The organism is Nonomuraea antimicrobica, from assembly GCF_039536965.1.
Taxonomy (GTDB): domain Bacteria; phylum Actinomycetota; class Actinomycetes; order Streptosporangiales; family Streptosporangiaceae; genus Nonomuraea; species Nonomuraea antimicrobica.
Window position 1 is genome coordinate 15,031 of the sequence record NZ_BAAAZP010000151.1, and the last position, 11,877, is coordinate 26,907.

The 11,877-nt window shown below is 72.2% G+C and carries 13 protein-coding genes; 7 read left to right on the forward strand and 6 right to left on the reverse strand.

Annotation, left to right across the window (positions count from 1 at the left end):
• Positions 1-872: 872 nt before the first annotated feature.
• Positions 873-1,040 (reverse strand): hypothetical protein, encoded by a 168-nt coding sequence (locus tag ABD844_RS37665; protein ID WP_344889044.1) that lies wholly within the window; start codon positions 1,038-1,040, stop codon positions 873-875.
• 83 nt (positions 1,041-1,123) lie between these two features.
• On the opposite strand from ABD844_RS37665, the gene ABD844_RS37670 reads away from it, so the two are divergent.
• Both ABD844_RS37670 and ABD844_RS37675 read left to right on the forward strand, forming a co-directional pair.
• Entirely contained in the window at positions 1,124-1,453 is a 330-nt protein-coding gene (locus ABD844_RS37670; RefSeq protein WP_344889047.1) for a LysR family transcriptional regulator, read from the forward strand.
• A complete protein-coding gene (locus tag ABD844_RS37675) occupies positions 1,450-1,575 on the forward strand; it encodes a hypothetical protein (RefSeq protein ID WP_344889050.1) in 126 nt (41 codons plus the stop codon). The genes ABD844_RS37670 and ABD844_RS37675 overlap by 4 nt, the downstream gene beginning before the upstream one ends.
• A gap of 29 nt (positions 1,576-1,604) precedes the next feature.
• Here ABD844_RS37675 and ABD844_RS37680 read toward each other — a convergent pair whose 3' ends face one another.
• The 3 genes from ABD844_RS37680 to ABD844_RS37690 all read right to left on the reverse strand — a co-directional run bounded on the left by ABD844_RS37680 (position 1,605) and on the right by ABD844_RS37690 (position 6,234).
• Entirely contained in the window at positions 1,605-2,132 is a 528-nt protein-coding gene (locus ABD844_RS37680; RefSeq protein ID WP_344889053.1) for a GNAT family N-acetyltransferase, read from the reverse strand.
• A 37-nt stretch (positions 2,133-2,169) separates the two neighbouring features.
• The gene (locus tag ABD844_RS37685) at positions 2,170-3,198 is read right to left on the reverse strand and encodes a hypothetical protein (RefSeq protein ID WP_344889056.1); all 1,029 of its coding nucleotides are present in this window, start codon (positions 3,196-3,198) and stop codon (positions 2,170-2,172) included.
• Between the two features lie 99 nt (positions 3,199-3,297).
• Complete coding sequence (locus tag ABD844_RS37690; RefSeq protein ID WP_344889059.1) at positions 3,298-6,234, reverse strand: bifunctional [glutamine synthetase] adenylyltransferase/[glutamine synthetase]-adenylyl-L-tyrosine phosphorylase; 2,937 nt, start codon at positions 6,232-6,234, stop codon at positions 3,298-3,300.
• Positions 6,235-6,323: 89 nt separating this feature from the next.
• Between ABD844_RS37690 and ABD844_RS37695 the strand changes: the two genes are divergently transcribed.
• The gene (locus tag ABD844_RS37695) at positions 6,324-6,878 is read left to right on the forward strand and encodes an HXXEE domain-containing protein (RefSeq protein WP_344889062.1); all 555 of its coding nucleotides are present in this window, start codon (positions 6,324-6,326) and stop codon (positions 6,876-6,878) included.
• On the opposite strand, the gene ABD844_RS37700 is transcribed toward ABD844_RS37695, so the two are convergent.
• Positions 6,859-7,605, reverse strand: coding sequence for a type 1 glutamine amidotransferase (locus ABD844_RS37700; RefSeq protein WP_344889064.1), 747 nt, complete (start codon positions 7,603-7,605; stop codon positions 6,859-6,861). The two genes, ABD844_RS37695 and ABD844_RS37700, sit on opposite strands and share 20 nt — an antisense overlap.
• Before the next feature lie 181 nt (positions 7,606-7,786).
• Between ABD844_RS37700 and ABD844_RS37705 the strand changes: the two genes are divergently transcribed.
• Positions 7,787-8,647, forward strand: a complete 861-nt coding sequence (locus ABD844_RS37705) for an alpha/beta fold hydrolase (protein ID WP_344889067.1) — start codon at positions 7,787-7,789, stop codon at positions 8,645-8,647.
• A gap of 153 nt (positions 8,648-8,800) precedes the next feature.
• On the opposite strand, the gene ABD844_RS37710 is transcribed toward ABD844_RS37705, so the two are convergent.
• On the reverse strand, positions 8,801-9,517 hold the full coding sequence (locus ABD844_RS37710) for a PaaI family thioesterase (protein ID WP_344889070.1): 717 nt from the start codon (positions 9,515-9,517) through the stop codon (positions 8,801-8,803).
• Between the two features lie 480 nt (positions 9,518-9,997).
• On the opposite strand from ABD844_RS37710, the gene ABD844_RS37715 reads away from it, so the two are divergent.
• From ABD844_RS37715 to ABD844_RS37725, 3 genes are all read left to right on the forward strand, one after another.
• Positions 9,998-10,723 (forward strand): potassium channel family protein, encoded by a 726-nt coding sequence (locus ABD844_RS37715; RefSeq protein WP_344889073.1) that lies wholly within the window; start codon positions 9,998-10,000, stop codon positions 10,721-10,723.
• 158 nt (positions 10,724-10,881) lie between these two features.
• Entirely contained in the window at positions 10,882-11,499 is a 618-nt protein-coding gene (locus tag ABD844_RS37720) for an AAA family ATPase (protein ID WP_344889076.1), read from the forward strand.
• A gap of 26 nt (positions 11,500-11,525) precedes the next feature.
• Positions 11,526-11,870, forward strand: a complete 345-nt coding sequence (locus tag ABD844_RS37725; protein ID WP_344889079.1) for a YciI family protein — start codon at positions 11,526-11,528, stop codon at positions 11,868-11,870.
• Positions 11,871-11,877: the final 7 nt, after the last annotated feature.

Consider the following 11,877-nt stretch of genomic DNA (forward strand, 5'->3'; position numbering starts at 1 on the left):
CCGATGCCGGGCCGTTTCTGCAGGTGAGAGGGCTCAGGCAGCTCCCTGGTGCGCGTACCGGCAGCCACCCGTGCTCGCACGTCGGCCTCTCTGCACCGGACGCGCCTTCCTCTTCATGTACGACTTGTGCGCCGTAGATCAGTAGTCGGTTCCGATACTGATGCGGTATGTGTGGCCGAAGTTATAGGTGTTGAAGACGCCGCTCGTCGCGCCGACCTTCAGGTCAACGGAGTCGCCATGGTTCCTTTGCCCGGTGACGTGGATGTGGACCGGTGTGTCCGTGCACCAGTACCTCACGTCCTGCCAGCCGCCCTGCGTGGCGCCGTAGTCCAGCCTGACGGACTGGCCGGTGAGGGCGCCGTGATGACAGTAGGCGTCCAGTACGCCGTCGATGATGTAGCCGAATGGGCCGTTGGACCGAACGGTCCCATTGAAGCGGACGTCGTACTTGGTGACGCCGTAGGGATCGGTGTCGATGTAGTGGGCTTGGACTTGGACCGTCTAGGCATTCGCCGGTGTCGCGGTGGACATCGTCATCAGCGCCGAGCCGAGGATCGCTCCGGCGATTGCCGTGCCACGCATGCGGCGTGACGAGGTACGGACCATGCACGTTTCCTTCCGTTGAGGGCGGTTGCCGAGCACGAGCAAGGACAACTCAACGTAGTCATTCAATGACCCTTAGTGATATGTCGTGAGAGTGAGAGCCCGCTGACCTGCGGTGTAGCCATATGCCTGCGCGGACCGGGACACCTCTCACGCGGGGTCACGATGCGTCTGGAGTCGTCAGGAACGGCCCGGGATCCGCACTTGCGCGATCGGTCCTGGGCCGTTCGCGTCTCCCCGCCCGGACGGACCGGGCGGGGCGCTCGTCGCTACCGGGTCTCCTGCTCCGACGGTGGCCGGACGTGGCCGGGCTCTCTCACCACCCCGGTGGCCGCGAGAAAGGCGGCGAAGCCCATCGAGACCGCGATGAAGGCGCTGCCTCCCGCGCCGAGCGCCGCGAGCGCGTCGGCCTCCAGTTCCCCGATGAGCTTCTTCATGGGCTCCAGCCTGTGTAAACGTCCTGCGCCCGGTCAACCGCCGCGGCGCGGGGGGCGTTCGGGAAAGCCGTATGCTGGCGGGCGTGGAGTTGCGTCATGTGCGGGTGTTCGCCGCGGTCGCGCGGGCCGGGACCGTCGTGGGGGCCGCCAACCAACTCGGGCTCGCCCCGGCGTCGGTGTCGGAGCAGGTGCGGCGGCTGGAGGGCGGGCTCGGGGTCGCGTTGTTCGAACGTACCCTGCAGGGGATGCGCCTGACCGCGCCGGGGCAGGCGTTGCTGGAGCGCGCGCACGGGCTGCTCGACCACGCGGACGAGGTCCGCAGGGCCGTCACCGGGCAGCGGCGGCGGATCTCGGTCGGCGCGCTGGAGATGCCGGCCGCCACCCGCCGCCCGGCCTCGACTTCCTCGACGTGAGCGAGGTCGCGCTGCGCCTGGTCACCGCGCCGGACTGCTGCCGGACTTCGCGGTGGACGCCGACCTGGCCTCGGGCGCCCTGGTGCCCCCTGCGCGACGTCCTGTACGCGATGAGCGCCTGACCCCGACGCCCCCACCCGGGCAGGCTCGGCTACGGGCGCCTGAGGCGGTAGAGCACGTGACGCAGCAGCGGGCTGTCGCGGGGCACGCGCGGATGGTTGAAGTCCTCCGCCGGGTCACGCGTCATCCCCAGGCGCTCCATCACGGCCCGCGACCGCGTGTTGCCCACGGCGGTCATCGAGATGAGCGCGTCGAGCCCGACCTCCTCGAACGCGTACGTAACGGCCCGCCGGGCGGCCTCGGTCGCGTAGCCGTGCCCCCACGCCCCGCGTGACAGCCGCCACCCGATCTCCACCGCCGGCAGGAAGGGCGCGTCGAACGTCTGCACCGCCAGCCCCGTGAACCCGATGAAGCGCCCGCCGGCCCGCTCCTCCAGCGCCCACAGCCCGTAGCCGTGCACCTCGAACTCCCGCTCGATCCGGTCCACCAAGGCGTCGCTCTGCTCGCGGGTCAGCAGGCTGGGGAAGTAGCGCATCGCCTCGGGGTCGGCGTTGAGCGCGGCGAAGGGGGCCCTGTCGGAGTCGAGCCACCGGCGCATGATCAAACGTTCTGTCTCCACCAGGGCACGATAACGCCGCGACGCCGCCGCACCCCGCTCAGCGCCTGGGCTTGATCCCCGTGACGCGGCGGAACACGTCCCACCAGAACGGGGCCCCGAACAGCAGCGCCACGTACGTCAGCAGGAAGCCGGGCCAGTGGCTCGGGGTGCTGATCCGGTCCCACCACGCGCCGCCGTTCCAGTGCACGCTCGGGTCGCCCTGCGCCGGGATCGTGATGCTGACGAGCGCCCCGTCCATCATCTTGACCAGGGCCGGCCGGCTCAGCGTCTCGGTGACGCAGGGCATCGGGTCGCCGCCCGTGCAGCGCGTCTTCAGCTCCTCGTACGCGTCCGCCCCCGACCCCGCCACGGCCGTCACCGAGGCGCGGAAGGCGTTGTCGCGCAGCAGCGTCTTGGCGTACTCCAGTCCGTCCATGCTGAACAGCAGCGTCACCACCACGCCGAGCACCGCGACGACCCACTTGACGTAGCGCTTGTACAACAGCGACAGCCGCTGCATCTCCCCGTCGAACCAGGTCTCCACTCCCTGCCTGAACCGGTCGAGGTCGCCCTGCGCGCTCTCCCAGACGCCCTTGAGGGGGCCGTGGAGCGGGCTGTCGATCTGCTGGAGCCTGCGCAGGAAGTGCTCGATGCCGCCGTCGCCCTGGGCCGCCGCCATCTCCATCACGGCCACGGAGAAGCGCGCGGGCGGGAGGGTCGCGATGCTCGTACGTCCGCGCTTGCCGTGGTCGATCTCCCTGACCCGCTCGTAGAGCAGGTTCATCATGGAGTCGCCGGTCTTCGTCTCGGGCAGCTTGCCGGGCTTGGCGGGCGAGGGCAGGTCGCTGTGCGCGGGACGGGGGTCGCGGACGAACGGCAGCGACTTGAACACGTCGATGATCTTGGCGGGCAGCCAGGACCCCTTCTCGTCGGCGCCGTCGAGAGTGTCCCTGAGGTAGGCCCACAGGAACTTGCTGCGGATGGCCAGCACCCGAACGAAAGCCTCGTTGAGCCCGCTCACCAGCAGCGACAGCAGCAGGAACGCCACCACCAGGCCGAGCGCCAGATCCACGTATAAGGACAACACCGCGTATTCATACACCCACAGCGTGTGCGGCGCAACGACACAGGCTGTCGAGCACGGGTCCATCGCCCCGTGTTCACGCGCCCGTCATCACGGGCCGGCTCACGTGCGGTCGTCGGCCCCGTAGAACACCCGGTCCACCACCTTGCGGGCGCGGCGGGTCACCCGGCGGTAGTCGTCGAGGAAGTCCTCGGACCCGTCGGGCGGGTAGCCGAGCGTCCGCGCGATCAGCCTGCGCTCGCCCGAGTCGCGCGGCACGCTGTCGCCGGGCCGCCCCTTGACCAGCATGATCGCGTCTCTGATGCGGGAGGCGAACTGCCACGCCTCGGCCAGCACGGCCTCGTCGCCGGCGGTGAGCAGCCCCTCCGCCACGGCCGCGCGCAGGGCCTCCAGCGTACGGGTGGTGCGCAGGGACGGCAGCGTGCCGGCGTGGCGGAGCTGGAGGAGCTGCGCCACCCACTCCACGTCGGACAGCCCGCCGGGGCCCAGCTTGGTGTGCAGGCCGGGCTCCGCGCCGCGCGGCAGCCGTTCGGCCTCCATGCGGGCCTTGAGCCGCCTGATCTCCCTGACCGCGTCGTCGGGCAGCCCGCCCCTCGGGTAGCGCAACTCGTCGACCATGGACGTGAACTCCGCCCCCAGCCCGGCGTCACCGGCCGAGAACCTGGCCCGCAGCAGCGCCTGCGACTCCCACGGCGACGACCAGCGCGCGTAGTAGGCCCGGTAGGAGGCCAGCGTACGCACGAGCGGGCCGTGCCTGCCCTCGGGACGCAGGTCGGGGTCGATGATCAAGGGCGGGTCGGGGGCGGGCAGCGACAGCAGCTTGCGCAGCTCGTTGGCCACGGCGAAGGCGGCGTCGGTGGCCTCGCGCTCGTCGGCCCCTGGCAGGGGCGAGTGCACGAACATGACGTCGGCGTCGCTGGCGTAGGAGCACTCCATGCCGCCGAGCCGGCCCATCGCGATGATCGCGAACGAGGTCAGGCCCGACGCCCTGCCGAGGGCGGCGTCGAGCGCGGCCTGCAAGGTCACGTCGGTGAGCTGGGACAGGGCGGTGCCGACGGTCTCGATGTCGATGAGGCCGGAGATGTCGGCCACGGCCGTGCGGAACAGCTCCTTGCGCCGCAGCGCCCGCGCCGCGCCGACGGCGGTCTCGGGGTCGTCCGCGTGCCTGGACACGGCGGCGGACGCCTCGCCGAGCAGCGACTCGGGGGCGCGTACGGCCAGCTCGTCGTCAGAGCCCAGCATCGCCACCGCGTCGGGGGCGTGCATGAGCAGGCCGGTGGCGTAGCGGCTGGTGCCGAGCACGCGGGCCATCCTGGCGGCCACGGCAGTCTCGTCGCGCAGCAGCCGCAGATACCACGGCGTGCTGCCCAGCTTGTCGCTGACCTGCCGGAACCCGAGCAGCGCCGCGTCGGGGTCGGGCGTGTCGGCGAACCAGCCGAGCATGACCGGCAGCAGTGTGCGCTGGATCGACGCCCGCCGCGACACCCCGGTCGTGAGGTTGGCGATGTGGCGCAGCGCGCCGGCCGGGTCGACGTAGCCGAGCGCCCCGAGCCGGGCGGCGGCGGCCGAGGCCGACAGCCGCGCCTCCGTCTCCGGCAGCCGCGCCACGGCCTGCAGCAACGGCCGGTAGAACAGCTTCTCGTGCAGCCGCCGCGCCTCCATCGCGTGCCGCCGCCACCGGGCCGTGAACTCCCCCACCGGATCGGTGTGCATGCCCAGGGCCCGGCCCAGCCTGCGCAGGTCGGCCTCGTCGGTGGGCAGGAGGTGGGTGCGCCGCAGCCGGTGGAGCTGGAGCAGGTGCTCGACCTGGCGCAGGAACGCGTACGCCTCACCCAGCGCCCGCGAGTCGTCGCGCCCCACGTAGCCGCCCCGGGAGAGCGCGGCCAGCGCCGGGAGCGTGGCCCTGCGGCGCAGCAGCGGGTCGAGCCTGCCGTGCACGAGCTGCAGCAACTGCACCGCGAACTCGATGTCGCGCAGCCCGCCCGGCCCCAGCTTGAGCTGGCGCTCCCCCTCGGCGGCCACGTGCTCCTCGACGCGGCGGCGCATGGCCTGCACGTCCTCGACGAAGTGCTCGCGGGTGGCGGCCGACCACACCAGGTCGTTGACGGCCCCGACGTAGTCGGCGCCCAGCTCCAGGTCACCCGCCACGGGCCGGGCCTTGAGCAGCGCCTGGAACTCCCACGTCTTGGCCCAGCGCCGGTAGTAGGCCAGGTGGCTGGCCAGCGTGCGTACCAGGGGGCCCGAGCGGCCCTCGGGGCGCAGCCCGGCGTCCACCTCCCACAGCGAGCCCTCGGGGGTGGTGACGGTGCAGGCCCGCATCATGGCCTGGGCCAGCCGGGTGGCGGCGCGCAGCGCCTTGGTCTCGTCGGCGCCCTCTTTCGGCTCGGCGACGAAGATGACGTCGACGTCGCTGATGTAGTTGAGCTCCCTGGCGCCGCACTTGCCCATGCCGACGACCGCGAGGCGTACCTCGTCGGCCTCGACCTCGGTCCGCGCGATGGCCAGGGCGGCCTCCAGCGCGGCGCCGGCGAGGCCGGACAGCTCGGCGGTGACCTCCTGGAGGGTGGCCTGGCCGGTGAGGTCGCGGGCGGCCAGGTGGGCCAGCCTGCCGCGGTAGGCCACGCGCAGCGCCGCCAGCGCCCCGCGGCCGCTCGCGCCGCGTGGCTCGCTCTCTCCCGGGTCGGCGCCGACGGCGCGCAGCAACTCGTCCCTGGCGTCGCCGAGGCCCGTCTCGGCCAGCAGCGCGGCCTCGCCGTGGTGGCGGACGAGGTGCTCGCCGAGCGCGGCGCTGACGCCCAGCAGGGCCAGCAGGCGGGACCTGAGCAGCTCGTCGCGGCGCAGGGCGTCGGCGACGGTGGGCTCGCGCGCGACGAGGCGGGTCAGCGAGGCCAGCGCCAGATCGGGGTCGGCCACGTCGACCAGGGACTCCAGGATGCCGTCCAGGGCGGCGTCCGACTCCTGGACGAGCTGGGCGGCCTTGGCGCCGTCGGCGAAGCCGAGCTTGGCGAGCCTCGCCGCGGTGGATTCGATCCTGGGCACCTCTCCATCTTGACAGCTCTCTCGCCATTCGCCGTAGCATGAGAACGCAACGTTGCGTTGTGTTTCTGGGTTTCCTGGAGGGATCACGAATGGCGGGCACGCGGGGCGACGAGGGCGCGGCGGACGGGCGGGTCCCGGCGGGGGTGGCATGGGGGCTGCTGGCGGCCTGGGCGGTGCACGACGCCGAGGAGCTGGCGACCATGGCGCGCTGGACCCGTACGGCGCGGCCCCGGCTGGAGGAGCGCTTCCCCCGGGTGCCGTGGGAGCGGCTGGAGATGTCTCAGCGGCACGTGAACGTGGCCATCGGGCTCATGGGCGCGGTGATGGCGGGAGCGGCGGCCCTGGGGGCGCGTACGGGCGGGCGGAGCGCGGTGTTCCAGGCGGCGCTGGCCGGGTTCGGGGCGCACGGGGTGGTGCATCTGGCGCAGGCGGCCCTGGCTCGCGGGTACACGCCCGGCGTCGTGACCGCGCCCGTCGTGGTGATCCCGTACTCGGTGTGGGCGTGGCGGCGGCTGCGGAGGGCGGGGGTGCCGGCGCGGTCCTGGTCAGGGAGTCTGGTGGCGTTGCCGGTGGTGCTGGTGGGGGTGCACGCGCTGGCCCACGTCCTGGCCGGGCGGCGTGGGCTCAGGCGCCGGGTGCCCTGACCGCGCCCAGGACCGTCGCGTCCGGGTCCGTCGGGTTCGCCTCGGCCCCTGCGCTGCTTCTGACCAGGTCCCCGAAGGACTCGGCCATCGGCCGCCAGGTCGCCACGAGCGACTCCTCGGCCGCCTTGACGTCGGCGTCGAGTCGCCCGGCCGCGTCCAGGTCCGACCCGTCCGTCCACGAGGCGAAGATCTCCGGCGTGGCCTCGGGGTGGAACTGCAGCGCCCACGCCGCCTCGCCCAGGCGGTACGCCTGGTTCGGGTACGGGGAACCGGTCATCAGCGGCACCGCGCCGTCGGGCAGCCGCGTCATGACGTCCTGGTGGTACTGGACGGCCACGGCGGCCCCGCCGACGCCCGACAGCAGCCGGTCGGAGGCGGCGGCGGGCAGCGGGACCACCTCGCAGGCGCCGACCTCCAGCCCGTTCGCGCCCCGCTCCACCGTGCCGCCGCAGGCCATGGTGAGCAGTTGCGCGCCCAGGCAGATGGCCAGCGTCGGGGTGCCTTCGTCGACGGCCCGGCGCAGGAGGTCGCGCGTGGCGGGCTGCCAGGGGCTGCGCTCGTCCTCCCAGGCCGCAGCCGAGCCGCCGAGCACGATCAGCCCGTCCGCCGCCCGCACAGGGACCTCCTCCCCCAGGTACGGCCGCACGACGTCGCAGGGCACGCCCAGCCAACCGGCGAGATAGCCGAGCCCGGCGTCGGCCTCGTGTTCGATGACGGTGATCCGCATGTCCACAATTATCCAGATTTTTCCGACTTATCAGCCCGCACCGGATGCTGCGACCTTCCGACCGCACGCTCGTCTCGCGGCGTGCCGTTCCGGAGGGGCAGCCTGGCATTCCCGGGAGGCGGCGTGCCGTTCGGGAGGGGGGTGGCAGCGCCGGGGAGGGCTTTGTCCTTAAGCTCCGGTCATGAGTGTTGAGTTCGATGAGGTGGGCGGTCAGCGGATCGCCAGGTTCGGGACCGGGGCGCGGGTGATCGTCGCGGTGCACGGCATCACGGCGTCGCTCATGGCCTGGAGCGCCGTGGGCCGGCGACTGCCCGAGGGCTGGTCGCTGGTCGCCATGGATCTGCGCGGACGCGGGCACAGCGCGTCCATGCCCGGCCCCTACGGGCTGGACCGGCACGCCGAGGACGTGCTGCGCGTGGCCGAGTACGTCGGCGCGGGCCCCGAGGCGGTGCTGACCGGCCACTCGATGGGCGCGTACGTGGCGGCCCTGGCCGGGGCGCAGCGCGAGTTCGCCCGCGTCGTCCTGGTGGACGGCGGGCTCCCCCTGCCGCCGCTGCCCGAGGGCGTGGACCCGGACGCCGAGACGGCGGCCACGCTGGGCCCGGCGCTGGCACGGCTGAAGCAGACGTTCCCCACGGCCGAGGCGTACGTGGACTTCTTCAAGGCGCACCCCGCCTTCGCCGGTCGCTGGAACGCCGACGCGGAGGCGTACGTGCGCTACGACCTGACCGGCCCCGAGGGCGCGCTGCGCTCCCGCGCCGTGGGCGAGGCGGTGCTGGAGGACGGGCGGTGGCTGCGCCTGGAGCCGGAGCGCATCGAGGCCGCGCTACGGGCGATCACCGCGCCGTTGTTCCTGCTCAGGGCTCCGCGCGGCCTGCTCAACCAGGACACCGGGCTGCTGCCCGACGACCTGGCCCGCCCCTGGGCCGCCCGGCTGCCGGGCCTGCGCGACGAGGTCGTGCCGGACTGCAACCACTACACGATCCTCTTCGACGAGCCGTGCGTGGCCACGGTCGTCAGCCGCCTCACGTCGCCGACCTGACACACCCGCGCCCGTGCGAGCCGGTTCGGCCGGGTACGGGAGAGGCACGAAACGCGCAGGCCCCCGAGACGACTCGGGGGCCTGCGCGAAAGACTCGGCGAACCGACGGACACCACTCGCCAGACCTCGCGAACCGGCGTCGTGACCAGGGCTTCAGCGTGGAGCGATCCAGGTGGCGCGGGCGGCGGCGACCAGCGTCCCGTCCACTTCGTAGATGGCGCTCTGGCCGAACATCTTGCGGCCCTCGCGACCGGTCGGGCGGGCCACCACCGAGTAACTGCCGCCGGGCGAGACCGGGCGGTGGATCTGTACGGCCAACCGGCCGAGCAGCGCGCTCTCGCCGGGGCCGAAATGGGCCCAGCCGGTGATGCAGTCGAGCACCGCGCCCACGATCGAGGCGGGCACACCGTCCTCGCCGCTCACCGTGAACGGCACCCGCCAGCCGGCCGCCACCAGGTCGGAGCCCTCCACCGGGCCGGGGAAGATGCGCAGGCCGTCGCCGGGCTCACGCAGGCCGCAGGCGAAGCACTCGGCGTACGGGTGCATCTGCAGCCCCACGAACCCGGCCTCGGCGCGGGCCGCGTCGTTGAACGGCACGAACCCCGGCCCCTCCAGGTCCTCGGCCACCGGGATGGCCTCGACCAGCAGCTTGTCACCGTCGGAGAGGGACGCGGAGTTGGCCACGTGCTCCAGGCGCAGCTCGGTCTCCAGCGGTGTGGGGGCGTGGAGGGTGACCTCGACGGCTGATCGCCCGCCGCCGTTCAGCGCCTCTGCCATGGCACCCGCGATCCAGCCGCCGTTGGCGACGCCCACGGGACCACGGAAGCGCTTGGGAACGGTCAGCACGGTCTGCAAGGCAGCCGTCGTCATGCCACACCCTCCTATATCGCCACACAAGGCGAGAAGTCCGGAAATATCATAAAGAGCAGGCCAATTTTACTGGACTCCCGATCTACCTAGGCTTGGGGGTCCTGATGGCCGCTCGGTATCACTCCATAACGCCCCGAACGTCCCCGAAACTTCCCCACCCAGAGCACCACGACGTTACGTACGCCACATAGCGCGGACGTGACCCAGGGGTAAGAAGCAACGAAAATCGGCCCCACTTCCGGAGCGCTCCAGGAGTGAGGCCGATCAAGGCGTTGGCAGTACCTTAACGGGGTTTCCGATCCCCCGCGACCAATCCGCCGATTCCCTCACAGACACCACCCCGTCTCCCCCGATGAGACCGGCTCGCCGATACCGGACGACCCGAACCGCCCGGCGCAGGCGGTCGATTCGGCGAGAAGAGGCCGTAAATGTGATGGAGGTCACAGATGGAAACGGACGCCGTGGCCCAGACTGGCCGACATGGATCGACTGACCTCCTGGGAGCGGCGTACCAGCGTCGCGCTGCTCCTCGTCGGCATAGCCTTCCTGCTCGGCTGGGCGATCCCCGTGCTCGTGCCCGGTCTGCCCGCCCCCGTCCGTCAGGCGTTCTGGTATCTCCAGGTGCTCACCTGGGTGCTGTTCACCGCCGACTACCTGGTGCGCCTCGTCCTGGCGCCCCGCCGCCTGCGGTTCGTGCTCAGGAACCTCCCCTCCCTCGCGGTCGTCGTCCTCCCCCTCCTGCGCCCGCTGTGGTTGTTGCGGGCGCTGCTGCTCCTGCACGTCATCGCCGAGCGCGTACGCCTCCCGCTGCGCCTGCGGGCCGTCGTGTACGTCAGCGGCACCGCAATCTTCCTGGCCGTCATCGGCAGCATCGCCGTCCTCGACGTCGAACGGCACAACCCCGACGGCAACATCACGACGATCGGCGACGCCCTGTGGTGGTCACTGACCACGATGACCACGGTCGGCTACGGCGACCGCTTCCCGATCACCTCCGAGGGCCGGCTGGTCGCGGCGGGGCTGATGCTGGCGGGCATCGCCCTGCTGGGCGTGGTGACGGCGGCCATCGCCTCGTGGTTCGTCGAACGGTTCGAGCGCTCGGTCGCCATGGAACGGCGTACCGAGGAGGAGCTGGCCAACGTGGCGACCGAGCTGGCCGAGCTGCGCAAGACGGTGGCCGAGCTGACCGCCCGGCTGGAGACATGAGCCCCCGAGGTGCGCGTCCTGGCCCGAGTTCGGAGAAGGTGGATAGCGTGCGACCTATGGCGGCACGTATCGCGGCACGTATGGCAACACCTATGACGGCACCTTTGGCGGCATCCATGACGGCGCGGCAGGAGCGGGACACAGTGGGGAGTGGGTTCGTGCGGGGTGCGAGGCTGACATACCCGTCGGGGTCGCTGGTCATCCTGACCGGCCCACCCGGAGCGGGCAAGAGCACCCTGCTGCGCCGCCTGTACGGGATGCACGGCGCCGAGAGTCTGCCCGTCCCGACCGGCGGCACCTCCGTGGTCATCGACTCCTCCCAGTCCAGGCGGCACTGGGGCGGCAGGCTCGGCTGGGCACCGTACCCGGTGCGGCGGACGGTGGTCTTCGTCACCCATATGACCCGCATCCGGCGGGCGCTGGCCCAGGGGAAGTCGGTGATCGCGCACAACCGGGGCTGCGGGAGGTACACGCTGCGGGCCTTCGCCTGGCTGGCCCGCCGGTACGGCGCGGACTTCCACCTGCTCCTGCTGGACGCGCCGGCCGACGAGGCGCTGGCGGGGCAGCGGGCCAGGGGCCGGGTCGTCCCGCCCCGGACGTTCGCCCGCCATCAGCACAGGTGGAACGGCCTGCTCACGCGGGTCAAGGGCGGCGACCCGGCCCCGGCGGCGACCGCGCACATCATGGACCGCGCGCAGGCGGGCCTCCTGGAGGCCATCGAGTTCGATTCCGGCCGGAGTGTCGATCCGGGCCCACGCCGTTCGTGTACCGGGTGACAGCCCACGGAAAGGAATTACGGCACATGAAGCAGTACGTACTGACCATGTTCCAGCCCGACGGCGACCCGCCCGGTCCCGAGATCCTCGACCCGATCATGCGCGACCTGTTCGCGCTGGAGGACGAGATGAAGGCGGCCGGGGTCTGGGTCTTCTCGGGTGCGCTGCGCCCCGCCGGGGAGGCGGCCGTGGTGCGCATGCGCGACGGCGACCTCCTCGGCACCGACGGCCCGTACACCGAGGGCAAGGAGCACATCGGCGGTTTCACCATCATCCGGGCGCCCGGCATGGAGTCCGCGCTGGAGTGGGGCCGCAAGATGGCCAGGGCGGTGGCGCTGCTCCCGATCGAGGTGCGCGAGTTCCACGGCTGAGCGCGCG

Bases quoted from the DNA above. Each gene is read 5' to 3' on its own strand.
- ABD844_RS37665 (WP_344889044.1), bottom strand. From the start codon at position 1,040: ATGAAGAAGCTCATCGGGGAACTGGAGGCCGACGCGCTCGCGGCGCTC.
- ABD844_RS37695 (WP_344889062.1), top strand. From the start codon at position 6,324: ATGGCGGGCACGCGGGGCGACGAGGGCGCGGCGGACGGGCGGGTCCCG.
- ABD844_RS37700 (WP_344889064.1), bottom strand. From the start codon at position 7,605: ATGCGGATCACCGTCATCGAACACGAGGCCGACGCCGGGCTCGGCTAT.
- ABD844_RS37705 (WP_344889067.1), top strand. From the start codon at position 7,787: ATGAGTGTTGAGTTCGATGAGGTGGGCGGTCAGCGGATCGCCAGGTTC.
- ABD844_RS37710 (WP_344889070.1), bottom strand. From the start codon at position 9,517: ATGACGACGGCTGCCTTGCAGACCGTGCTGACCGTTCCCAAGCGCTTC.
- ABD844_RS37715 (WP_344889073.1), top strand. From the start codon at position 9,998: ATGGATCGACTGACCTCCTGGGAGCGGCGTACCAGCGTCGCGCTGCTC.
- ABD844_RS37725 (WP_344889079.1), top strand. From the start codon at position 11,526: ATGAAGCAGTACGTACTGACCATGTTCCAGCCCGACGGCGACCCGCCC.